General features: G+C 39.4%; 22 protein-coding genes. 1 reads left to right on the top strand and 21 read right to left on the bottom strand.

The genetic code is table 11. The features are described 5' to 3' along the window. Window positions 1-130: 130 nt before the first annotated feature. The 18 genes from glcT to metG form a co-directional block, all read right to left on the bottom strand. Window positions 131-970, bottom strand: coding sequence for a glucose PTS transporter transcription antiterminator GlcT (gene glcT, locus MUN87_RS13990; protein WP_244741093.1), 840 nt, complete (start codon window positions 968-970; stop codon window positions 131-133). Window positions 971-1,880: 910 nt separating this feature from the next. Continuing rightward, window positions 1,881-2,417, bottom strand: coding sequence for a stage V sporulation protein T (gene spoVT, locus MUN87_RS13985; RefSeq protein ID WP_305037453.1), 537 nt, complete (start codon window positions 2,415-2,417; stop codon window positions 1,881-1,883). A gap of 132 nt (window positions 2,418-2,549) precedes the next feature. Continuing rightward, window positions 2,550-6,083 carry a transcription-repair coupling factor gene (gene mfd, locus MUN87_RS13980; RefSeq protein WP_244741089.1) on the bottom strand — a complete coding sequence of 1,178 codons (3,534 nt, stop codon included), beginning with the start codon at window positions 6,081-6,083 and terminating at the stop codon, window positions 2,550-2,552. A gap of 179 nt (window positions 6,084-6,262) precedes the next feature. Next, complete coding sequence (gene fin / locus MUN87_RS13975; protein WP_244741088.1) at window positions 6,263-6,493, bottom strand: anti-sigma-F factor Fin; 231 nt, start codon at window positions 6,491-6,493, stop codon at window positions 6,263-6,265. Between the two features lie 87 nt (window positions 6,494-6,580). Continuing rightward, on the bottom strand, window positions 6,581-7,141 hold the full coding sequence (gene pth, locus MUN87_RS13970; protein ID WP_244741086.1) for an aminoacyl-tRNA hydrolase: 561 nt from the start codon (window positions 7,139-7,141) through the stop codon (window positions 6,581-6,583). A 94-nt stretch (window positions 7,142-7,235) separates the two neighbouring features. Beyond that, window positions 7,236-7,871 (bottom strand): 50S ribosomal protein L25/general stress protein Ctc, encoded by a 636-nt coding sequence (locus tag MUN87_RS13965; protein WP_244741085.1) that lies wholly within the window; start codon window positions 7,869-7,871, stop codon window positions 7,236-7,238. Window positions 7,872-8,665: 794 nt separating this feature from the next. Next, window positions 8,666-9,613, bottom strand: a complete 948-nt coding sequence (locus MUN87_RS13960; RefSeq protein WP_244741083.1) for a ribose-phosphate diphosphokinase — start codon at window positions 9,611-9,613, stop codon at window positions 8,666-8,668. Window positions 9,614-9,639: 26 nt separating this feature from the next. Beyond that, window positions 9,640-11,004, bottom strand: a complete 1,365-nt coding sequence (glmU, locus tag MUN87_RS13955) for a bifunctional UDP-N-acetylglucosamine diphosphorylase/glucosamine-1-phosphate N-acetyltransferase GlmU (RefSeq protein ID WP_244741081.1) — start codon at window positions 11,002-11,004, stop codon at window positions 9,640-9,642. A 460-nt stretch (window positions 11,005-11,464) separates the two neighbouring features. Further along, window positions 11,465-11,755: a septation regulator SpoVG gene (gene spoVG, locus MUN87_RS13950; RefSeq protein WP_244721816.1), complete on the bottom strand. Its 291-nt coding sequence runs from the start codon at window positions 11,753-11,755 to the stop codon at window positions 11,465-11,467. A gap of 160 nt (window positions 11,756-11,915) precedes the next feature. Beyond that, window positions 11,916-12,734 carry a pur operon repressor gene (purR, locus tag MUN87_RS13945; protein WP_244741080.1) on the bottom strand — a complete coding sequence of 273 codons (819 nt, stop codon included), beginning with the start codon at window positions 12,732-12,734 and terminating at the stop codon, window positions 11,916-11,918. 54 nt (window positions 12,735-12,788) lie between these two features. Then, a complete protein-coding gene (ispE, locus tag MUN87_RS13940; protein WP_244741078.1) occupies window positions 12,789-13,658 on the bottom strand; it encodes a 4-(cytidine 5'-diphospho)-2-C-methyl-D-erythritol kinase in 870 nt (289 codons plus the stop codon). Window positions 13,659-14,552: 894 nt separating this feature from the next. Then, window positions 14,553-14,732, bottom strand: coding sequence for a small, acid-soluble spore protein, alpha/beta type (locus tag MUN87_RS13935; protein ID WP_244741076.1), 180 nt, complete (start codon window positions 14,730-14,732; stop codon window positions 14,553-14,555). 129 nt (window positions 14,733-14,861) lie between these two features. Further along, on the bottom strand, window positions 14,862-15,125 hold the full coding sequence (gene veg, locus MUN87_RS13930; protein WP_244741074.1) for a biofilm formation stimulator Veg: 264 nt from the start codon (window positions 15,123-15,125) through the stop codon (window positions 14,862-14,864). 173 nt (window positions 15,126-15,298) lie between these two features. Next, on the bottom strand, window positions 15,299-16,189 hold the full coding sequence (gene rsmA, locus MUN87_RS13925; protein ID WP_244741072.1) for a 16S rRNA (adenine(1518)-N(6)/adenine(1519)-N(6))-dimethyltransferase RsmA: 891 nt from the start codon (window positions 16,187-16,189) through the stop codon (window positions 15,299-15,301). Then, entirely contained in the window at window positions 16,186-16,749 is a 564-nt protein-coding gene (gene rnmV, locus MUN87_RS13920; protein ID WP_244741070.1) for a ribonuclease M5, read from the bottom strand. The genes rsmA and rnmV overlap by 4 nt, the downstream gene beginning before the upstream one ends. A gap of 1,018 nt (window positions 16,750-17,767) precedes the next feature. Further along, complete coding sequence (locus MUN87_RS22375; RefSeq protein WP_305037394.1) at window positions 17,768-19,024, bottom strand: G5 and 3D domain-containing protein; 1,257 nt, start codon at window positions 19,022-19,024, stop codon at window positions 17,768-17,770. A 190-nt stretch (window positions 19,025-19,214) separates the two neighbouring features. Then, on the bottom strand, window positions 19,215-19,985 hold the full coding sequence (locus MUN87_RS13905; RefSeq protein ID WP_244741068.1) for a TatD family hydrolase: 771 nt from the start codon (window positions 19,983-19,985) through the stop codon (window positions 19,215-19,217). A gap of 111 nt (window positions 19,986-20,096) precedes the next feature. Continuing rightward, window positions 20,097-22,046, bottom strand: a complete 1,950-nt coding sequence (metG, locus tag MUN87_RS13900) for a methionine--tRNA ligase (protein ID WP_244741066.1) — start codon at window positions 22,044-22,046, stop codon at window positions 20,097-20,099. A gap of 292 nt (window positions 22,047-22,338) precedes the next feature. Here metG and abrB point away from each other — a divergent pair, with 292 nt between their 5' ends. Continuing rightward, window positions 22,339-22,617, top strand: a complete 279-nt coding sequence (gene abrB / locus MUN87_RS13895; protein ID WP_244741065.1) for a transition state genes transcriptional regulator AbrB — start codon at window positions 22,339-22,341, stop codon at window positions 22,615-22,617. Window positions 22,618-22,651: 34 nt separating this feature from the next. Here the strand turns inward: abrB and rsmI are convergent, their stop codons facing one another. The 3 genes from rsmI to MUN87_RS13880 are packed head-to-tail and all read right to left on the bottom strand — an operon-like array spanning window position 22,652 to window position 24,525. Further along, on the bottom strand, window positions 22,652-23,518 hold the full coding sequence (gene rsmI, locus MUN87_RS13890) for a 16S rRNA (cytidine(1402)-2'-O)-methyltransferase (protein WP_244741063.1): 867 nt from the start codon (window positions 23,516-23,518) through the stop codon (window positions 22,652-22,654). Then, window positions 23,490-23,795, bottom strand: coding sequence for a GIY-YIG nuclease family protein (locus tag MUN87_RS13885; protein ID WP_244741062.1), 306 nt, complete (start codon window positions 23,793-23,795; stop codon window positions 23,490-23,492). Before MUN87_RS13885 ends, rsmI begins: the two co-directional genes overlap by 29 nt. After that, window positions 23,779-24,525 carry a tRNA1(Val) (adenine(37)-N6)-methyltransferase gene (locus MUN87_RS13880; RefSeq protein ID WP_244741060.1) on the bottom strand — a complete coding sequence of 249 codons (747 nt, stop codon included), beginning with the start codon at window positions 24,523-24,525 and terminating at the stop codon, window positions 23,779-23,781. Before MUN87_RS13880 ends, MUN87_RS13885 begins: the two co-directional genes overlap by 17 nt. Window positions 24,526-24,884 lie beyond the last annotated feature (359 nt).

Here is a 24,884-nt window from a genome sequence, read left to right as displayed (position 1 = left end):
TTCAAACAACAAAAAAGGCATGAGCAAAAGGTCGAGTGTTTTTGAGAATCGGAATAAAAGAATATACTTCTCCTATACACTTCCCAATAAACAACCTTATTACTCATGCCTGATCGAATCAGTAACACGTTTATGATTGCGTTAATCGTTGCAAATGAATCGTTAAATACAATACCTCTGATTCATCTACCGGTATATGTAATTGCTGTTGCATCACTTTAACTAATTTCCATGCTAGATTATAGCACAAAGGATAAGTCGCTTTCAATACTTTTGCTAAATTTGTTTGTTCCGCTAATTGCTCACGTTGGTAAACCCTTTCGATTGCTCGGTGGAGATGCTGTATTAATCGGTTATAATTGATATCATGCTTCGTTAATTGAATGTGTAAATTCTCTTCAATGATCGCAACTAGTTCGGTAATTAATGTATGGTGACGGTTCATATCATGTATCGTTTTATTCGTTATAGCGCTATGAATATGCAACGCAATAAAACCGACTTCCGCTTCGGGCAATTGCACCCCAGTCCGATCATGTATAACAGAGACAACCTCTTGGGCTGCTTGGAACTCCTTCGTATATAACGATTCAATCTCAAACAAAAATGGGTTGGAAAAATTCACATTTTGATTAGCTCGGTTAATCGCAAATGATAAGTGATCCGTCAGAGCAACGTGAATATGCTCATGAAGTGATTCGCCCATCCGCTCTTCAATTAGAAGCATCACTTCATTCAATATTTCTAAAATAGCTGAATCAATATAAGATACTAATTGTTTGTATTGTGCTTGTTCCTGTTCATCTTTTAACAAAAAGGTTTTCTCTGCTTGCTCCTGTGAAACAATGTCTCCTTTTTGCTTGCCGAACCCTAAGCCTTTTCCGATCATAATAACCTCTTTATAGAAAGGGTGTTTGGCAATGATAACATTGTTATTTAACGCTTTCAATACCGTCACTTGTTCGTCCATCTCTCTCCACCTCACTTTCTTTTTTGATTACAATTTCCTATTGTACTAAAAACAAATAGAATTATCATCTCATATGCTATATTTTATAGTGGAATAATATGGGATTAATTAACGTTTTTGGGACAAAAGACTTACGGAAGGTCATAAAACTGTATATGTATTAATTTTGATATTGTGCTTTGAAGCTTGGCATAATCCACATTACTAAAAATAGATGATAAGAAAAACCGGGCACAAACCACCCGGTCCTAATTGACTTCATTAATAAACAACTTCCCATAATATGGATTATGTTAACAAAGACTGTATTGCCAAATGGTCATTTTGATATCGTTTATCTGCTTAGCAAAGCTCCAGAAATAGGCTCCGCGTCCTGTGGGCACGGCTTCAGCTAATTTAGGAAAGAAAATCTTTTCTTTCCTAAATGGATCTTCGCTCGCGCTGATTCCACGGGAGTCTCCGCCTATTTCCTACGCTTTAGGGAAGTGCTACAACGTATGGAACAGCAAAAAGCAGTGGTTCTAGGCATTTTTCCATATCTATTATATATGCATACGATCAATATACTAGCTCATACAAAAATTGTAGACTCCCAATTCTAGCGTAGGCCAACCACGGAGACTCCCGCGGGATTATGCAGGCGCTGAAGATCCACTTTGTGAAGCGATCTTCTTCACAAAGTTAGCTTCAGCCGTGCCGGAGTGGTTGGCCGGAGCGGTATCCTAGCACATTAAATATCTCAATATGGATGCTTGGCTAGCGATGGCTAGTTGACATAATCCATATTATAGGAACCCTATCTTCCTATTCAGCATGATTACTTCTACGACTGTACTTATATACTTTCTTTGCTTAACAAAAAAATAGTATAGAAGCATGCGTTGCCACCTCTATACTATCCTTTCGTGTACTATTCCATTTGCTTGGCAAGAAAAGTTGCTGCGGTTTGGGCTGATTTCTTCTCTGCATCTCCAAAATCTTTCGCTTCCTTTGTAAAGATCACCATACATCCGATTGGATCGCCACCAGCTACTATTGGCTGAATGAGATAGGCTTCCAGCTCTTCTTCTTTGTTTTCAATTATTTCTAGGCTGCTCTTGCTTGTTTCCATAAATGATTCTCTGTTATCCATCATTTGATCAATCTTTTTCGATATATGTTTACTTAAATAATCCTTCTTTGACTCACCTGCTACAGCAATTATCTCGTCACGATCACTGATGAGAACCGATAAATCTAATGAATCGAATAATGCCTCCGCATACTCCGTAGCAAAATCACCTAGTTCACTAATTGGCGAATACTTCTTCAAAATAACTTCACCATCGCGATCAACAAAGATCTCTAGCGGATCACCTTCACGTATCCGGAGTGTCCGGCGAATTTCTTTTGGAATTACTACCCTTCCTAAATCATCAATACGTCGTACAATACCTGTTGCCTTCATAATCATATTACCTCTCTTTCTAGATTAAAACATGACAAACCATTATTTCGTATGTGAAATAATTATGTTGTAGAGTTAGTATGATTATTTAAAATGGAAACTATACCTTTTTTTCGGTAATTTATTTTTCCTTTAGGCAACTGGCGTTTGTTTCATCTCGGTTAAGGTCTGGATAAATTCCTCTAACAGCTCATAACGCTTGAAATGTTGAGATGGTTCAAACCGGAAAGTGACCTTTAATTTACGGTCTTCGGTGCCGAGTTGAATTTGACGTCCATATTGGTTAGCAAACTCAAATAATTTGGCTCCGTCAATTTCCTGACTTCTATCGCCATCCACCAATACTTCAATTTTTTGTTTTCGTTCGGTAATAGCTTCGATTTTTTCCCGTTTGGCCATCATTTTTAACGTCGACACATGGAATAGGTTTGCCACCTCTTCTGGATAATCGCCAAAACGATCAATTAATTCATCACGAAGGTCATGAATATCTTCTTGTGAATAAATAGCTTGGAAACGTTTATACATATCAATCTTTTGTTTCTCATCAGGAATATATTGATCTGGAATATAGGCATCGACTTTCAAGTCTAAATCGACTTCAAATGGTTGCACATCTTCCACTGCTTTTCCTTGTTTTTTCGCTTCTACCGCTTCATTCAGCATTTGAGAATACATATCAAAACCTACTGAATCGATAAATCCGTGCTGTTGCGCACCTAATATATTTCCAGCACCTCGAATCGATAAATCACGCATGGCAATTTTAAATCCAGATCCTAATTCGGTAAATTCCTTGATAGCCTGTAACCTTTTCTCTGACACTTCTGTTAGAATTTTATCCTGCTGATAGGTGAAATACGCATAGGCAACGCGATTGGAACGACCTACTCGTCCACGCAATTGATAGAGTTGGCTTAGCCCCATTTTATCCGCGTCATTAACAATTAACGTGTTCACATTCGGGATATCTACCCCTGTTTCAATAATCGTCGTACTTACTAACACATCTGCTTCGCCTTCTAAGAAGGAAAACATAACATTCTCCAATTCCGATTCGTTCATCTGTCCATGGGCAACTGTCACACGAGCATCTTCTACAAGCATTTGAATATCTTGTGCGACCTTATCAATCGATTCAACACGATTGTATAAAAAGAATACTTGGCCTCCACGGGACAATTCCCGCTCAATCGCTTCTCTTACTAACGGTGCATTGTATTCCATGACATAGGTCTGAATTGGGAATCGATTTTCCGGTGGTGTTTCAATGACAGACAGATCACGCACCCCAAGCATCGACATGTGTAATGTACGTGGAATAGGTGTCGCTGTTAACGTTAAAACATCGACATTTGTTTTTAATTGTTTAATTTTTTCCTTATGCTTCACACCAAATCGTTGCTCTTCATCAACAACCAGTAATCCTAATTCTTTATATACCACATCTTTAGACAATAAACGGTGTGTACCAATCACAATATCGATGGTACCATTTTTTAATCCTTTCAACGTTTCCGTTTGCTGCTTACGTGTTCGGAACCGGCTGAGCAGACCTATATTAATTGGATAATCTTGAAAACGTTCCAATACTGTTTCATAGTGCTGTTGGGCCAAAATGGTCGTTGGAACGAGGATCGCCACTTGTTTGCCTTCTGTTATTGCTTTAAACGCGGCACGAATCGCCACCTCTGTCTTGCCATACCCAACGTCCCCACAAAGCAGTCGATCCATAGGTCGTTCTTTCTCCATATCTTCTTTGATTTCTTCGATACAACGTATTTGATCCTCTGTTTCCTGATACGGGAAAGAAGCTTCAAAGTCACGTTGCATTTCCGTATCTGGAGAAAAAGCAAAGCCTTTGGCAGCTTCTCTTTCTGCATATAACTTCATCAGGTCATCTGCAATATCTTCTACTTTGGATTGCACTTTTCGTTTGACTTTATTCCAGTCGTTACCACCCAAGCGGTATAACTTCGGCTCCTTACCTTCAGAACCAACATATTTCTGAACCAGATCAATCTGATCGATAGGTACAAATAGTTTATCGTCACCTGAATATTTAAGCAGCATAAAATCTTTATGCAATCCGTTCACTGCTAATGTTTCAATACCAATATAGCGGCCAATACCATGATTGGTATGCACAACGTAATCGCCAACTTGTAACTCCTGATAACTTTTGATCCGTTCTGCATTCGATATTTTTTGTTTTCGTTTTTTTCGTGTTGTTTTTTGTTTAAATAATTCATTCTCAGTGATGACCGCCAATTTATGCATGGGTAACTCAAAACCACCACTAACGTTGCCAATCGTAATCACAGGCTGTGAAACAGGCAATGCTGGTAATTCTTCACTGATCACAGCATTCATTTGGTAATCTTCCAGTACGGACTGAATTTTTTCCATTCTGCTGCGATTTGGTGCCAGAATAATAACCGAGTAATCCGCCTTATGCCAACGCTCCATTTCATTTTGTAACAGATTCATTTGCCCATGAAATTGTTGCATAGCACGGCAAGATAAGTTCACAATATTTGCCGGATTGGTGTTCGGTATGTGACGCAAGAAAACAGAGAGGTACAAACGCTGTTGTTTCATCCGTTGCCATGCATCATGCCAGTCAAACGACAATTGTAAATCCCGAACAGCTTTTCCTCTTTGGAGATTATCTTTCAGCCATTCTTGCTCTTCATTGTCGAGGTGTACGGCTGTTTCCTGGATTCTGCTCATTTCATCCAAGATAACAAAACCATCTTCTGGTAAATAGTCTAGTAAACTATAGTTTTGTTCATAGAAAAAGGAGACGTATTTTCTCATTTCCTGAAAACGCTCACAATGGTTTAATCGTTCTATGTCAGCCGTTATCGACTCCGTCAATATTTGCTGATCTGATTTGTTTTTGATTTTTTTCATTGTGTCATGAAGGGATTCTTCTAGCTTCTGTGCCGCTGCAACAAGATCATGTTCCTTCAGCAACAATTCCGTTGTAGGATAGATCCTCATGCTGTCCTGCTTCTCTAATGACCGTTGCGATTCCGCATCATAATAGCGAATAGAGTCAATTTCATCATCAAATAACTCGATACGGATTGGCTGATCTTCGGTAATTGGATAAATATCTAAAATACCACCACGCAAACTGAACTCTCCAGGACTCGCGGTCATATCCTGCCTGACATAACCCATTTCAATTAACGTGGTTAGTGTCTGATCGATATCAATTACTTGATCAAGGGCAACATCCAGCTGGTATTCTTGCCAATATGCCATCGGCGGTAACATCCGCTTCAAAGCAGCTACAGGTGCAATTAATATGCCATTATCTTGGTTCAGCCAATTATTCAAAGCGAGGATTCGCTGACTTAATAACTCTGGGCTTGCCACCGCTAATTCAGAAGCCAACAACTCGTTTACAGGATATAAATAGATGTGTTCATCAGTTGAAAATTCCTGGAGGTCCTCATATAACTGCTGTGCCTGTGATAATTGATGCGTAATAATGATGGACTTCTTTTGCGTTGATTCCTGGATTAATCCAGCAAACATACTTTTTGCGGAACCCGATAAACCAGATACAAGTTGTTCTTTTAAACCGGATTGAACCCCATCAATAATCGAATAGAAATCATCGCGGTCTTGAAGATATTGCTTTAGTTCATACATAATGTTCCCCCTAATAATCTTAAAACTAATATATGCACACGATTAGGATAATTGCCAAACAGCGCAAAATTGAGTTGTCCAAAAAGCCTGCTATCACTGCGCAAATGAATAAATACATGTTTCATTCATCCATAAAGCGGAAATAGCATCCCCTCAAGACAACCCTTATTTCAGCTGAATTATTGAATAAAATAATCTAGTTCATGATATTGTGGATGCTGATCTAATAATTGCTGACAATTCTCACAGATAGACTGTAATGTCATCGGTTGATCAGGATGATATTGGATAAGCTTTTCCTTCTCCTCCATTGACAGGACATGCCAGCCGATCTTTTCTAAATTTAACATGTGTGGCTGCAATCTGCCAATTTCGGTACCACAATGCTTGCATGAATAAATTAAGGTCATTATTCGCGCCTCCTTTAACGGAAAGGAATCACATTTTAAGATTATTTTTGCCGCGAATAATAAAAACTATACACCATTGATGCGAATTTATTTGTTATAATCGTTCATTACCTTCTGAAAAGGCTTTGTCACCCATGCTTCCATGGCATCAGCTGCATGATTAATAGCTGGTTCTAAATCCGTTTTTTCGTCATCATTGAACTTGCCTAATACATAATCAGTGACAGTTATTGGTGATTCCGGTCTTCCAATACCAAAACGCAGCCGGTTAAATTGCTTTGTTCCTAATTGATCGATACAGGAACGTACACCATTATGACCACCATGGCCACCTGTTTGTCTTAAACGGATTTTGCCAAGCGGTAAATCCAGATCATCATAGATAACCGTCACTTGTTCCGGCGTTAAATCATAAAACTCCATCAGTGGCCGAAGCGATTCACCTGACAAATTCATAAACGTTTGTGGCTCTAACAGGATCACCTTTTCACCTTCATACGTTTCGATGGTAAAGTGACCTTTAAACTTTCCTTTGCTTAATTGCCAGCCATGGCGCTTTAGTAATTCATCGATAACCATAAAGCCAACGTTATGCCGCGTTTCGTGATATTTACTTCCTGGATTCCCTAATCCTACGATACATTTCATTATAGTTGTCTTCCCTTTAACTAAATTTTAACTATTTATAGTTTAACACAATTTACGGTGAAAAGACGCAACTTTTGCAGTTGCGTCTTAATCCTTATTCTTCGTTTTTATCTTCTTCCGTATCTGCTGCAGCTTCCGGTTCTTCCGATTCTTCGGCTGCTTCCGGTTCTTCTGCTGGCTCTTCATCTGGAACAAGGATCGATACGATAGTCGTTCCTTCATCTTCCATAATTTCGTAATTCTTGCCTTCCTTCAAGTCGGAAACAAGAATACTGTCACCAACATTCAAACCCGCAACTTCAATCGTAATTTGTTCTGGAATATCCTTTGGTTTTGCTCGAAGTGCTAATTCATACAATGGCTGCTGTAATACGCCACCTTCTTTCACACCGATTGCTTCACCATTTAATACTACAGGCACCTGGACATCCAGCTCTTCTTTCATATTCACCGCATAGAAATCGGCGTGCACTAATTCGTCCTTCAATGGATCGGTTTGGTATTCGTGCAGCATGACATCTACTGAATCACCATCTACCTGTAAAGAGATAATCGCGTTTTTCCCTTCATCTCTTACTGTTTTTAATAATTCAAGACTGTTTACTGCAACTGTTTTAGGATCTACTTGATATCCGTAAATGATTGCAGGTACTTCTCCTGCTAATCGAATTGCTTTTGTATTTGATGTACGTAAATCTTCTCTTTTCTTCGCTTCTAATGTTATTGCCATAGAAATCACCCTCCATAAAATAACTGTTACGATTATTTTTCCCTTGAATGATTAGGACTAAACATTTTTTTAGAAATGTGAATCAAGAAAGTATAAAAGTGCAGTCACAGCAGTAATACAGTAATCTATTGAACAGAAAGTTTAGTTCCTATAATGTGGATTATGTAAACTAGCCGCTTAGTGGTCATTTTGAAAAAACTTGTGTGGTATGATACCGCTCCGTCCAACCACTCCGCGTCCTGCGGGGCACGGCTGGAGCTAACTTTGTGAAGAATAACGCTTCACAAAGTTAGCTCCAGCACCTGCACAATCCCGCGGGAGTCTCCGTGGTTGGCCTCCGCTGATGTATAGCTCCACAATTTATGCGGCAGCTAGGATATGAAGCACTATCTGCAAGATTTACACCATAATTGATGAAATACATTGCTAAGCACCACTGCTTCTAGCTGTTCCAATCGTTGTAGTACTTCCCATAAGCGTAGGAAATAGGCGGAGACTCCCGTGGAATCAGCGCGAGCTGAAGATCCACTTGGTCTGTGCCTGTGTCTGCAAGTATCGCTTCGAAGTGAGCTTCCTCGGCACAAGGCAGCAAAGATGCTGTTCAAGTAGTAGCCTAGCTGAATCCGTGCCCACAGGACGCGGAGCCTATTTCCGGAGCTTTGCTAAGCAGATGAAACCTATCAAAATTACCACAACGTCAGACAGTTGCACTTAACATAATCCACATTATAGGAAGTTGTATATATATAATTTATTTCAATAAAACCGGGCGAGTTATGCCCGGTTTTTTCTTATTAATCAAATAAAATACTAACGGATTGACGTTCGTGAACACGGATAATCGCTTCACTGATTAATGGCGCTACTGATAGCTGTGTAATCTTATCTAAATGCTTTTCTTCTTGTAATGGAATAGAATTTGTTACCACTAATTCTTTAATGTTAGAATGTTCAATTCGTTCAATTGCTGGTCCTGATAAGACAGGGTGCGTACAGCAAGCATATACTTCGGTTGCCCCGTTTTCGATCAGCGCATTTGCACCTAACGTAATTGTGCCTGCTGTATCAATGATATCATCAATCAATATCGCTGTTCTTCCTTCGATATTACCGACAATATTCATTACTTCTGCTACATTCGGACGCGGACGACGCTTATCAATAATTGCGATTGGTGCTTTTAAGCGGTCTGCTAGTTGTCGCGCTCTTGTTACCCCGCCGTGGTCTGGAGATACTACGACAATATCATCCAGCCCTTTTTTACTCCAGTAACTTGAAAGAATTGGTACCCCGACCAATTGATCAACTGGAATATCAAAGAAACCTTGGATCTGCGGAGCATGGAGATCCAGCGTAATGACTCTTGTAGCACCAGCTGTTTGTAATAAATCAGCAACAAGTTTAGCCGTGATTGGTTCACGAGCACGTGCTTTTCGGTCTTGTCTCGCATACCCATAATAAGGCATTACAATATTAATCGATTTGGCTGAAGCTCGTTTTAACGCGTCGATCATGATTAATAATTCCATGATGTGCTGGTTACCTGGCTCACAAGTGGACTGCACAACATATACATCGCAGCCACGTATACTTTCTTCTATATTGATCTGAATTTCTCCATCACTAAATTTCGTTACCGAGCTTTTTCCTAATTCCACCCCAATATTGGCTGCAATCTCTTCGGCTAGGTTTGGATTCGAGTTTAATGTAAATACTTTTAAGGATGAATCCTTATAGGACATTTGTATACCTCCATATAATTGTTGAATTATTTATATTTTTTTGCGTAATCTTCTTTGTTCACTTGTTTTGCTCGGCCAATAGATAATGCATCACCAGGAACATCCTCGTGAATGGTCGAACCTGCTGCCACTAATGAGCCCTTACCAATCGTTACCGGTGCGATCAAATTCGCATTACAGCCAATAAACGCATCATCTTCAATAATGGTTTTGAATTTATTTTTACCATCATAATTGACAGTAATCGTTCCACAGCCAATATTGACATTACGACCAACTTCGGCGTCGCCTATATAGCTAAGGTGAGATACCTTACTGTTATTTTCGATTTTTGCTTTTTTAATTTCAACAAAGTTACCTATTTTGGTGTCATCACCAATCGAAGCAGCTGGACGAATGTGCGCAAATGGTCCAATTTGGACACGTTGACCAACAGCGCTTGAATTCACCACACTATGGCGTACAACAGTGTGCTCACCAATCTCACAATCGTTCAGCTCTGAATTTGGCCCAATAACAGCTTCGTTATGAATCGTTGTGGAGCCTTTTAATACACAGCCAGGCTCAATAACAACATCGGTTCCGATCTTCACATCTGATCCAATGTATGTATTATCAGGATCAATAATCGTAACGCCATTTCTCATATGTTGCTCATTAATCCGTAATTTCATTAGTTTTTCTGCTTGAGAAAGTGCAACACGATCATTGACACCAATCGTTTCAGCAAAATCAGCTGTTTGATAGGCTGACACGTTTTTATTTGCTTTCTGTGCAATTTCGATCACATCTGGCAAATAATATTCCCCTTGTGAATTATCATTCGAAACCTGCTTGAGTGCATCAAATAACCATTCATTATCAAAACAATATGTACCTGTGTTAATCTCCTGAATCGCCTGTTCAGCATCAGTTGCATCTTTTTGTTCTACAATTTTACTAACTTGACTGTCTTCGTTTCGGACAATTCTTCCGTAACCTGCCGGATTATCAGCATGAGCGGTAAGTATCGTTACAGCTGCTGCCTCTTGTTCATGATGATCTAATACTGCTTGCAACGTATCCTTTGTTAGTAATGGGGTATCACCACAAACAACAATTGTTGTCCCTTTTTTATCACCTAAAAACTTCTCTGCTTGCTGAACGGCATGGCCTGTCCCAAGCTGCTCTTCCTGAATAACAAATTCGGAATCCGTTCCTAATTGATCCTGTACTTTCTCTGCACCGAATCCAACTACCGTCGTTATACTTGATAGTTGTAACGCTTTTAATTGATCAACCACATGTTGAACCATAGGCTTTCCTAAAACCGGATGAAGTACTTTGTATAGATTTGATTTCATTCTGGTACCTTTACCAGCTGCTAAAACTACTGCATATCGATTAGACAAATTGGTCCCTCCGTTCTTTTGGTGGTAAGCATTGAACATGTATAATATATTTTTTATAAAATTGTACAATAATATCCCAATTATGAATATATACGAAAAATTAGTGATTTTCAACAAAGAAGGACTATGGAATAGTTGGAAGAATAGATTGCTTTCCAATCTACTATGACGGCAAATGCGGGGTTTTCGTAATGTGTCTATTTTATGAATTTTAGGAACAAAGGCGCAAGCGCCCGTTTAGAGACGTAGCGAGTGGAGCGAATCAACTGAGATAAAGGAATCACGGTGAGCTTGCGAATCGATGATGACTTATCGTAGGGCGATTTCGCGAAGTCGCCTAGTCTCTGGGCGCTGGAGCCGGACTTGGCCGTTTCTGTCAGCGAACATCATATAGCCCAAAATTTATACTTTCTTGACCTATAACGAAAAAGCCTAATCAGGTCTGATTAGGCTTTTTTCTTTAAGAAGCACCTGCTTCTTCATATTCAACTTCAGCTTCTCCAGCACGTTGATATTCTTCTAAGACAGCGTCTTGAATTTTAGCTCGCGTACCAGAGTTAATTGGATGCGCAATATCTCTAAATTCACCATCCGGTGTGCGCTTAGAAGGCATTGCTACAAACATTCCATTATTTCCATCAATTACTCGAATATCGTGTACCACAAACTCATCATCTAACGTAATGGATGCGATAGCTCGCATTCTTCCATCGGTATTCACGCGGCGTAATCTCACGTCAGTTACTTCCATTATGTCTCACCACCTTTTCCCTTATTAAGAACTTATTACTTAAATTCAACAAATTTATGAAAATTCCTGCTAATTTTTTTAAAAAATTTTCTATTTTTAAAATTTTTTATGGATTCACATAATATGCGACATAATTCGATAATAACTGACGTGATAAGGGTTACTTTCCGGTGAAATAGTTGCCTTTAATTACCTCAATTTCATGACTGTTAGAGTCCACATTTTTAATTTGAACAAGAGAAGTATAGTCATCTACAACACGATCTTCTTCCTCATCCTCTGCCTCGGCTAAAACACCTATTGCTTTCACGTTAGCCTCAAATTCTTCTAACAAGCTCTTCATACCGTTTATGGTGCCTCCTGCTTTCATAAAATCATCAATGATGCACACATTTTCACCAGGCTTAAGACTTCGCTTTGAAAGAACCATCGTTTGAATTTTTTTAGAAGATCCAGAAACATAATTGATACTGACGGTTGATCCCTCTGTTACTTTAGGGTCGCGACGAACAATTACTACCGGTACATTTAAGAAAGAGGCCACTGCATATGCCAGCGGTATTCCCTTCGTAGCAACAGTAACAATCGAGTCTATCTTTAATCCAGCAAACCTGGAAGCAAATAATCGACCAATATCTCTTACCGTGTTAGGATTAGCTAGAATATCACTCATAAATAAATACCCACCAGGCAAAAGACGATTAGGGTCTTCTAGTTGCTGGCACAGAACATCAATAAATGCTTCACTCTTTGCTAATGACACATTAGGAATATATTTCACACCACCAGCAGCGCCTGAAACGGACTCTAAATAACCAATTCCATCTTCTTTAAACATGCGGTTAATAATTGATAAGTCTTCACTTATAGAGGACTTCGCCGCTCCATACGTATCTGAAAAAAAAGGAAGAGAAATTAATTCCATCGGATGCTCTATTAAATAATTGGTCATCGTAACCAGGCGATCACTTCTTTTCATTACTACACCCCAAAATCCGAATATTTTGACGTAAATATAACATTTTATCCGTGTTTAATCAAGTGTTTGATGTGTTCCTAACAGACGAACTACATATACTTCTTCACAAAATCCCCTTAAACTATTGTAAATCCGATCTGCTCTGCTTTCCTGTTGAACTAGTCCAAATACGGTTGGACCGCTTCCGCTCATCAATACAGCATCTGCGCCTGAACGAATCATTTGTTGTTTAATTTGCTCTACTTCCGGATTTTTCGGTAGCGTAACAGTTTCCAGGACATTTTTTAACCTGTTACACACTCCGTCATAATCACCTGTCTTGATTGCCTTGATCATACCTTCCGTGTCTGGATGTTCCAAATTATCGAGATTAAGCGATTGATAAACGGATTGTGTAGATACTCCTTGAACCGGTTTAGCTAATACGACCCAGCACTGTGGTGGTGCAGGTAATTCTGTTATCACTTCACCACGGCCTTCTGCTAATGCGGTGGAATCATACACACAAAAAGAAACATCCGAGCCAACTTCAGAACCTAACTCTGCTAACGTCTCCATCGACAATTGAAGATTCCACAGCCTGTTCAGCCCTCGAAGCGTGGCCGCTGCATCACTACTGCCTCCGGCTAAACCAGCAGCTACCGGGATTTGCTTATCGATGGTAATACGAACTCCTTGTTTGATTTGATATCGTTCTTTCAATATTTTGGCAGCTCTATATGCTAAATTACGCTCGTCATTAGGAACGAAGCGATTTTCAGATGATATTTCAATTTTATCTTTATCTAATAAGAAAAACTCTAACCGATCCGCTAAGTCTACCGTAGTCATAACCATTGCTATTTCATGATATTGATCCGGGCGTTTATAAAGCACATCAAGCGTTAAATTAATTTTCGCCGGTGCTTTTTCTAATATATACATTCTCGCTCACCTTCAGACATTTTATTCAGTAATTACTTTATGTAAAGATACCACAAAAACAAATCAAAGCGCAAAAACACGCAAGGAAAATTACTTTATTTGTCATTTTTGCATAAAAGGATAATGTAAACAAAGTGTATACATCGTTCTTCACAGTGCTCAAGATCCATTGGCATATCATATATTTTAGAAGTACCGGTCATACGGTTATAATTGACTTAATTAATAAACAAATTCCCATAATATGGATTATGTAAAGTAGAACTGTCTGACATAGTGGTCATTTTGATATATTTTATCTGCTTACCAAAGCTCTAGAAATGGTCTCCGCGTCCTGTGGGCACGGCTTCAGCTAGGCCACTACCAGAAAAGCTTCTTTGCTGCCTTGTGCCGAGGAAGCTCACTTCGAAGCGGTACTTGCAGACGCAAGCACAAATGAAGTAGATCTTCAGCTCGCGCTGATTCCACGGGAGTCTCCGCCTATTTCCTACGCTAATGGGAAGTGCTACAACGATTGGAAGAGCTAGAAACAGTGGTTCTAGGCATTATGTTATTTAGTCTATTGCTTTTATATATACAGTGTTCAATATGCTAGCTCTTACAAAAGTTGTAGAGCCCATATCCTAGCGTAGGCTAACCACGGAGACTCCCGCAGGACGCGGAGTGGTTGGACGGAGCAGTATCCCAGCACATTAAATATCTCAATATGGACGCTTGACTAGCGATGGCTACTTTACATAATCCATATTATAGGAACTCCACTTTCTGTACTCATCAGAAAATCTGAAAGTGCCTAATTTTTCTTATAATTGGTACATTTACTACGTCGTGCTTTTACATTGCTAACATTTTATGCTTTGCCACGCTATGCTACAGTAGAAAAAGGACAAAGTCTTAGACTTTGTCCTTTTGTAAACTCTCTTCTGCCATTTGTACTGCTCTTTTCACCATATTACCGGCATCCCGTGCGGTAATACCACCCCAACCATCTCTTTGTACAGTGTCGTAAAAACCTAATTCTTTAGCAAGCTCTTCTTTAAAATGATCCGACATGATCCCACGTCTTCTACTCATCGAAGATACTCCCCTTCTGTCGTGTTTTACGACAATCATAGCTTGTGCTTGGGAAGCTGATTGATGCGAGGTAAAATCAGGCAGTACAGCGTACCTTTTTTGCGCAAACAAAAAAGCAGCAAACAATGTTTACTGCTCGCCTGCTACTGCTTCAAGTTCTTCCGTAAAATTAAGTTCAACTGTCTCAGTTAAAATATCTGCATAGCTATAAGATACACGTTCGAATGCATTTTCTTCTTGATCCAATTCAACAATAAAAACGGAAGGATATGTTTCAGCTAAAGTTCCGTACCGTTCGATGGTTTTCTTTCTTCCACCATTTGCTTTAATTCTTAGACGTTTACCGACATTTCCATCTAAACCTTGTTTGATTTCAACCAATGATTTTGCCAATACTCTCCACCTCACTAATTTTATTATACACTATTCTTGTCCATCCGTCAACCAAAAATATTCTATTATATCAATAATAATTGAAGGATGTCAACAAAAAAATTTGGAAGTTCTGTACATAGGTTACCTATAATTTAAAAAAATATGTATAAAAAAAGAAAATTCCTATTTATTTAGGAATTTCCTTTCGTTTGCTCATAGAAATAATTAGCTAAATCAGCGAATTCTTGCATGGTCAGCGATTCTCCGCGTCTTGTGCCATCAATACCAATCTGTTCAAAGCCTTGCTCGATTTCCGGCTTGGTCAATACTTCTTTGAAATGTCTCGTTAAATTATTGCGTAAAGTTTTCCGTCTTTGCTGAAAGCTAGCCTGTACCAATTGAAAAAAGAATGCTTCATCTTGCAGATGCACAGGAGGTGTCTCGCGTTTTTCTAAGTGCAGAACAGCTGAATCCACCCTTGGTTGCGGCATAAAAACGGTTTTCGGTACAATCATTTTTACACTGGCTTCCGTATAGTACTGAATAGCAATTGATAAAGAGCCGTATTCTTTACTATTCTCACTGGCTGCCATACGTTCGGCAACTTCTTTTTGGATCATCACCGTAATACTTGCAATTGGTAAATTTGCCATTAATAACTGCATCAAAATCGGTGTCGTAATGTAATAGGGTAAATTCGCTACCACTTTTACCGGCTTTTGGTCTTGAAAATGCTGCTGCCAAACTTGTTCGAAATCCGCTTTTAAAATGTCTTGATTAATAATGTCGACGTGGTCATACGGAGCTAGCGTATCCTCTAAAATAGGCAGTAACCGACCATCAATTTCGAAGGCCACTACCTTGTTGGCAGCTAATGCTAACTGCTCGGTCAGTGCACCAATACCTGGCCCAATTTCAATCGCACTCATCTCTTTTGAAATGCCTGCATGATGAATAATATTTCGCAAAATATTAACATCAATGAGAAAATTCTGCCCTAAGCTCTTCTTAAATGAAAACCCATATTTCTCTAATATTTCCTTCGTTCGCTTTGGTGTAGCGATTGCTTTCTGTTCACTCATGAACGTTCCTCCTGAATGATTTGCTCCATTACTGCTTCAAATTCGGCTTTATTTATTTGAAACATCTCTAATCGTCTTAATAGCTGTTTACCATTTATATGTCCAATCCTTAACTGTTGACCAAGTCGCTGTCGTTTCTCTTTAGCACCTTTCCCACCGATTAAGCCATATCGTAATAAATCTGCACGAGTAATATCTGAGACACGATTATCACTTAATTCATATACCTGACTTAAAGCGTGGCGAAGTACTTCTTTTGATGCGTGCTCGATGCCTAGACTTTTTCGCTGCTTGCCAGATGCAACGGCTTCTTCCCTCGACAAAAAAGCATGTTTGCAGCCTGGAACCTCCTGATCAATGATTTGGCGAATACGTTGACCGGGATAATCTGGATCGGTAAATACAATTACCCCTCGTTTATCTTTAGCATGTGCAATTTGCGCTAATATATCTTTATTGATGGCTGAACCATTGGTTTCAATGGTATCCACATCCATTGCTTGTTTAAGTTTAGCCGTATCATCCTTACCTTCTACGACAATTATTTCTTTCACCTTCAACTAAGGCGCCTCCATTCTTGCTGTCTTTCTTCAGTCATTAACTTCTCTAGTGTACCATAACAAAAGCACAAGCGCCCATCTAGAAATATAGCAAGTGGACAGTCAACTAAGATCAACTACCCATCATATGGATTATGTAAACTAGAAGCTTAGTGGTCATTTTGAAAAATTATGTGTGGTATGATACCGCTCCGTCCAACCACTCCGCGTCCTGCGGGGCACGGCTGAAGCTAACTTTGTGAAGAAAGATCGCTTCACAAAGTGGATCTTCAGCGCCTGCATAATCCCGCGGGAGTCTCCGTGGTTGGCCTACGCTAGGATATGGGCTCTACAACTTTTGTAAGAGCTAGCATATTGAACACTGTATATATAAAAACAATAGACTAAATAACATAATGCCTAGAACCACTGTTTCTAGCTGTCCCAATCGTTGTTTTACTTCCCATTAGCGTAGGAAATAGGCGGAGACTCCTCATGCCTCAGCGCGAGCTGAAGATCCACTTGGTCTGTGCCTGTGTCTGCAAGTAGCGCTTCGAAGTGGGCTTCCTCAGCACAAGGCAGCACAGATGTTATTTCAAGTAGTAGCCTAGCTGAAGCGGTGCCCACAGGACGCGGAGCCTATTTCCGGAGCTTTGCTAAGCAGATAAACGATATCAAAATGGCCATTCAGCAATACAGCCTTTGTGTTAACATAATCCTTATTATAGGAACTCAACTTCCTATTCAATCTAATTACTGCTGTGACTGCACTTTTATGCTTTCTTGTCAGATGAACAAAGGCGCAAGCGCCCGTTTAGAGACGTAGCGAGTGGAGCGAATCAACTGAGATAAAGGAATCACGGTGAGCTTGCGAATCGATGATGACTTATCGTAGGGCGATTTCGCGAAGTCGCCTAGTCTCTGGGCGCTGGAGCCGGACGTGGCCGTTTCTGTCAGCGAACATCATATAGCCCAAAATTTATACTTTCTTGACTTACAAAAAAAGCTTACCTTTCCTGAAAAAGGTAAGCCTTGGATATTAATCAATAATTTTTACTTTTACCGTTCTGGAACCATAACTAGCTGCTTTTTGTTTACTGGACATGTGAAGATCGATTTTATTTCCTTTAATGTTCCCGCCAGTATCTCTGGCAATAGCATAACCATAACCTTCTACCCAAACTTTCGTTCCTAACGGTATTATACTGGGATCAACCGCTACAACACCATTTGGATTTGCTTTTAAATTATAACCTGTTGACGTAAGACCTCTACCATCACATGTGGCACAGTCCCAGTTATATGCTGTTGCTTTCATGTACAACGTTTTACTCGTTTCTTCTTCTGTACCCCTCGATACCGTTTCACTTTGCGTAGCATTCGAATTCGTATCTGCTGAGGCTGTAGTTGTACTTGCAGGTGTACTTGCAGGCTCTGACACCTTGGTACCGATTGCTACGATACGTTCCTGGCTTTCTTTCTTCACATTTTCCTTCATAAGTTCTCGGGAAACCTCTTCGCCATTTTCCAATACAACTTCGTATTGTTTTTCAACGACACCTGTTTCTCCCTCTGAAACAACCTCTTCTTTGCCTTTTTCTATCGAGTCATCGCTACGTTTTACCACTTTGTAGTCAACTTCTTCTTCTACAACATCTGTTACTTTTTCGACTCGTGTAATATTGACAGCTGTTCCCTCACTAATGGATGCAGATTGTTTTGGTTCAACACGATCGAGCTCTCCAATTTGAATATCTTCACTGGCTAGCAGTTTTTTTACTGTTCCACCTGTCGACCACACCTGCTTTTCTTCACCGCCATCGTTGATCGTGATTTGGAATGCTTTTTCAATGTATATTTCAAGATTTTCTTCTATGTTGGTATCCATTGATTGTTTGATATGATCATTTTTACTGAGATCAATGTTTTGTTCTGCCAAAAACGCTTCGACAGTATCCGCAATTGTGTAATAGGATTGTTGTTCTCCATCGACGTTAACGACTACTTGTTTTGCAATTGTATGCTCTATTTTCATCCCGGAATCAACAAGCTCACTTTGTTCATGTGAAAGCTTATCATGCTCCCCAACATCAATTGCAAGCTCATCAAATACATCTCCAACAGTTTTGGCATGTGTATGCACTGTTGTTTCTTCATCATTCTGCACAACGGTAACTTCTGCCTTAGATAATTCATAGAATGAAAAACAGATAAATCCGATAATAACAAATAAAGAGATAGCGTATTTAAAGTCTTTGTTATGCAAAATGCCTTTCAGATTAAGAAGACGCTTCATGAACTTCCCCTCCTTTTACTCGCCGTTGTATTATATAAAGAACCATTTAAGGTGTCAAATAGACAACTTCTAAAAAAAAAGCAGAAAACCCATTGATTTCAAAGGGTTAATCTGCTTAGGTTCGTATTATATTTCATTTACTTTACAATATCGTAACAACCGTCTGACTCATTGTGTCACAAGGCGTTGATCAATTTTTTATTCCGAAGAATTTTTTGGCATTTTCCGTAGTTATTTTACTAATTTCTTCCACACTCGTCTCTCGTAGTTCTGCAATCTTTTCTGCTACTAATTTGACATAGGCTGGCTCGTTACGTTTCCCTCGATTAGGATGAGGTGCTAAAAATGGACAATCTGTTTCTATTAATAATCGATCTAATGGGACATATTTCGCCACATCTTTAGGCAACGTTGCATTTTTAAAGGTAACCGGACCACCCAATGAGATATGAAAATTCATGCTTAGACAGGCATCGACATAATCAACCGAATCATTATAGCAATGCATGATTCCACCGACCTCTTCTGCCTTCTCTTCCTGCAAAATCTCGACAATATCTTCTGTTGCTTCTCGATTATGAATAATAACCGGGAGATTCACCTTACGGGCAAGTCTGATTTGTTTACGAAAAACATCTTTCTGGATGTCTTTTGGCGACTTATCCCAATGATAATCTAACCCCATCTCTCCAATTGCCACTACTTTCGGATGCGCAGCTAATTCTTCAATCCATGCCAATTCTTTCCCTGTCATATCAATCGCGTCAACGGGATGCCAACCAACCGCTGCATATATATAATCATATTGCTCCGCGATCTCTAATGCCTTTGGAATTGTATCATGGTCAAATCCGACAATAACCATGTACTCAACCCCGGCTTCTTTCGCTCGCTCGAGCACCGCCTCTCTATCTTCGTCAAACTGGGAAACATTCAAATGAACATGTGTATCAAATAACATACAAATCCTCCTTTATTTCTTATCGTACCGTACTGTTTAATACCGATTGTTCTGTTACATGGAAACAGAAACGCTTATCATATTAACTGATAAGCGTTTGTTTTGTCTTACTTATTTAACAACGGATCCGTTCGGTAAGCTTGATTCTACTGTTGCTAACGATAATGATCCATCTTTATCTTCACCTGACAAAATCATACCTTCTGAAAGCTGCCCGCGCAGTTTCACTGGTTTTAAGTTGGTTACGCAAATTACTTTTTTGCCTACTAGCTGTTCCGGTGTATAATAATTAGCTATTCCTGAGACTACTTGACGTTTTTCCGATCCTAAATCAAGCTGGATACGTAATAATTTGTCAGCATTCTCCATTTTTTCTGCATGGGTAACCTCTGCCACGCGTAAATCAAGTTTCATAAAGTCGTCATACGTTATTTCATTTGAATCTTCGACAGGTTCGTCTTGCTTCTCTGGTTCCGGTTTTTTCATCATGTCTTTGATTGTTTGCACTTCTTTTTCGACATCTAAGCGTGGAAAGATCGGATCTTTTTTCACTACTTTTGTACCTGATGCGATAACGTCCGATTGGTTCAAACTCTCCCATGAATGAAGGTTTTCATCAGCCACACCAATTTGTTCGAAGATACGACCTGGCGTTTCTGTTAAGAACGGACGTAATAAAATGGCGATTCGTCGCAAACTGTCGACTAAGTGTGCCATGACATTGCCTAAACGTTCTTTCTTTTCTTCATCCTTCGCCAGCACCCATGGCTGTGTCTCGTCGATATATTTGTTCGTACGACTAACATATTTCCAAATGTGTGTTAACGCAACGGAAAAGCCCATTTCGTCTAGTGCTTTTTCGACATTTTCCACCGTTTCTTTACCTAAAGATTCTAATTGTTCATCGTACGTTGTTTCAGAAGCTTTAAATGCTGGAATCTCTCCGTCAAAGTATTTGTTAATCATCGCAACGGTACGATTCAGCAGATTACCTAAGTCATTTGCCAAGTCATAGTTGGTTCTGTCGACGAATCCTTCCGGAGTAAATACACCATCCGAACCAAATGGTACTTCACGCAGCAAGTAATAGCGTAGAGCGTCTAAACCATAGCGATCCGTCAAATCAATCGGATTTACGACATTACCTTTTGATTTCGACATTTTTCCGTCTTTCATCAGAATCCATCCATGTGCAAATACTTTCTTCGGTAATGGTAAATCAAGTGCCATAAGCATGATCGGCCAATAGATTGTGTGAAAGCGAACAATTTCTTTACTCATTAAATGAACATCGGCCGGCCAATATTTTTGATACAAGGTATCGTCGTCAGTTCCGTAGCCTAATGCCGTAATGTAATTACTTAAAGCATCAATCCAGACGTAAATCACATGCTTTGGATTTCCCGGCACTTTGATTCCCCAGTCAAACGTCGTTCGTGAAATTGCTAAATCTTCAAGTCCTGGTTTAATAAAGTTGTTAATCATTTCATTCTTACGGCTCTCCGGTTGAATGAATGTTGGATTTTCTTCATAAAAAGCTAGCAAACGATCTACATACTTGCTCATTTTAAAGAAATATGATTCTTCTTTCACTTGTTCCACTGGTCCGCCACAGTCCGGACAACGGCCATTCTCCAACTGGCGTTCCGTGAAGAACGATTCACAGGACGTACAGTAACTTCCTTCATATTCATCTAAGTAAATATCACCTTGCTCCAACAATTGGGCAAAGATTTTTTCGACAACTTTTTTGTGGCGGTCTTCTGTCGTTCGAATAAAGTCACTGTAAGAAATATCTAGCTTTTCCCACAGGTCTTTAATTCCGCTGACGATGTCATCTACATAAGCTTGAGGCGTTACCCCTGCTTCATCGGCTTTCTTTTGGATCTTTTGTCCATGTTCATCCGTTCCGGTTAAATAGCGGACATCATATCCTCTCAATCGTTTATAACGAGCCATAGCATCTCCCGCAACCGTACTATAAGCATGGCCGATATGTAAATTTCCACTTGGATAGTAGATAGGTGTCGTTATATAAAAAGTTTTGTTCTGCTCTGTCATACTTCTTACCTCCTCAATACAATTCTTTTCATTAAATAAACAGTCTGCTTTTATTGTAGCGATTTTTCGTTCATTTTTCCATCATAAAAACATTTTAGCCAAATCCGACACAGCTTAACAAAATCTTTGTCGAATTTTTCGTATCTTCTATAGTCCTGTTTTTTTAGAAATATTTTTAAAAACCTTGAAAAAAATAGATATTTTAGGTTTGACATTAATGGGAACTAATGGTATTATAACGCTATAGATGTCGAATATTGCCGAATTTATTTATCAAAGGGGAGAATAAATAATGAAATCAACAGGTATTGTAAGAAAGGTGGACGAACTAGGTCGTGTAGTAATTCCGATCGAACTTCGTCGTACACTAGGTATTCAGGAAAAAGACGCTTTAGAAATTTATGTAGATGATGAGCGTATCATCTTACAAAAATACAAGCCTAATATGACTTGTCATATTACTGGTGACATCTCTGATGACAACTTCACCTTAGCGGATGGAAAGCTAGTTCTTAGCCCAGAAGGCGCTAAAGTACTAGTAGATGAAATCCAAAACAAAATCAACAAATAATAAGAAAAAGCGATCTATTACAGGTCGCTTTTTTTTATTCCATATGATAAGCGCTATACACTTCTCGTTTCGGAATATTGCGAACTTTAGCTACTGATTTAACCGCCTCTTTGCTGGAGACCTGTTCTTGTTCGATTAATTGTTCGACATGTTGCGATAAGGTAAGGTCTGTCCACCAATTAGCCTCTTCTTCTAGCTTTATCCCTTCTACCAGGATGACACATTCCCCTTTAATCGGATTTTCATTGACCCAATTCGACACATCAGCCAGGTTTCCTCTAATAAATTCTTCAAATTTTTTCGTTAGTTCCCGAGCCACTGCCACACGTCGATCACCTAGACTATCTGCTAATAGCTGTAACGTATCGCCTATTCGGTGTGGTGATTCATATAAGATAAATGTTGTATCGATCGACTGTAATAGCTGTAAAGCCTGGTCACGATCTTTTTTCTTTCTCGGCAAAAAACCGTAGAAATAAAACTGATCTGTCGGTAAACCTGATCCTACAAGCGCAGACAATGCAGCACTTGCTCCAGGTAATACTACTACTGAATAATCTGCATCAATTGCTGCACGAATGATTTCATAACCAGGATCGGATATGCCCGGCATGCCTGCATCACTGACTAAAGCCAGCATACTTCCATTATGCAGCATTTCAATAATTTGTTCTTCTCTGGCCATTTTATTATGTTCATGGTAGCTGATCATTTTCTTCTTCAACTCAAAATGATGCAATAACTTCCCTGTATTTCTTGTATCTTCAGCCAACACGATATCTGATTGTTCTAACACTTTTAGAGCCCGGAATGTAATATCCTCTAAGTTACCGATAGGTGTTGGCACGACATAGAGTGTTCCTTTCTCGGATTCATTCTGATAGCTTTTTTGAATTTGCATTGTCAGGATACCCTCCTTGCCTCGCTTCTTTAATTAATAGTTCTTTCTTTTTTTTCGACAGTTTTTTTATTTTTGCTTCTAGTTGTAAGGCATCTGATTTCGTTTCGCACTGCATTTGATAGGCTAATTGAAAAGGAGATCTCCCTCTCGTATATTTCGCACCTTTTCCGTCTTCATGCATACGCATTCGTCGCTTCACATTCGTAGTATAACCGGTGTAGAGCGTATTATCTTTACACTTCAGAATATAAACAAAATGATTACGTTTTTCTTCCATATAGTATTCCTTCCAACTCTTTTGTATAATCGCCATTTTCATCGAAAGCATATAACGGCGGTAACATGTGGAGATCGGGATTACCATCTCGTATTCCTTCTATTAATAAGATGTTCGCTTCTTTTCCCTGTTTCGGATACACATAACGAATTCGTTTCGGTTCTATTTTGTATTGTCTGAATAACGTGACAATATCAACCAGCCGTGACGGGCGGTGAACCATCGCCACTTTACCGCCGGATTTCACCAGTTTACTACATGATTGTACCACATCTTCTAATGTACAGTAGATTTCATGTCTTGCAATCGTTAAATAGTCATTATCATTGTGATGTTTCTTATTACTCGTTTGAAAATATGGCGGATTTACCGTGACTAAATCGAACTTATTGTTTTTAAAATGATTCGGCATATCTTTTAGATCGCCATGGAGCATGTTCAGCTGTTCATTGAGTTGATTAAGCTCAATACTGCGGCATGCCATATCATATAACCGCTCCTGCAGTTCTACCCCTGTAATGGGGACGCTTGACCGTTGTGATAGCAATAATGGAATGACACCATTGCCTGAGCATAAATCAAGTATCTTTCCTCTTGTTCTTGGTGCAGATGCAAAGTCTGCCAACAGTACAGCATCGATAGAAAAAGCAAATACAGAAGGACTTTGGATAATTTTCATCGTTTGATTTGCTAAAAGGTCATCGATCCGTTCATCATCTTTCAAGTGCATACCTCGTTACTCCTTACTAATTAACGTTCTTTTCTGTTATCCGTTCAAAAATTAAGTGTATACCAATACTACCCGCAGCGCAAAGGATTATGACATTTAAGAAAAACCGACCATAACCCGCCCGGTCCTAATTGACTTCATTAATAAACAACTTCCTATAATATGGATTAAGTTAACTAGCGATCGCTAGCCAAGCAGCCATATTGAGATATTTAATGTGCTGGGATACCGCTTCGGCCAACCACTCCGCGTCCTGCGGGGCACGGCTGAAGCTAACTTTGTGAAGAAGATCGCTTCACAAAGTGGATCTTCAGCGCCTGCATAATCCCGCGGGAGTCTCCGTGGTTGGCCTACGCTAG

This window comes from Gracilibacillus salinarum, assembly GCF_022919575.1.
Lineage (GTDB): Bacteria > Bacillota > Bacilli > Bacillales > Amphibacillaceae > Gracilibacillus > Gracilibacillus salinarum.
Note: the sequence above shows the minus strand (reverse complement) of the source record. Positions and strands in the feature narration are given on the sequence as shown.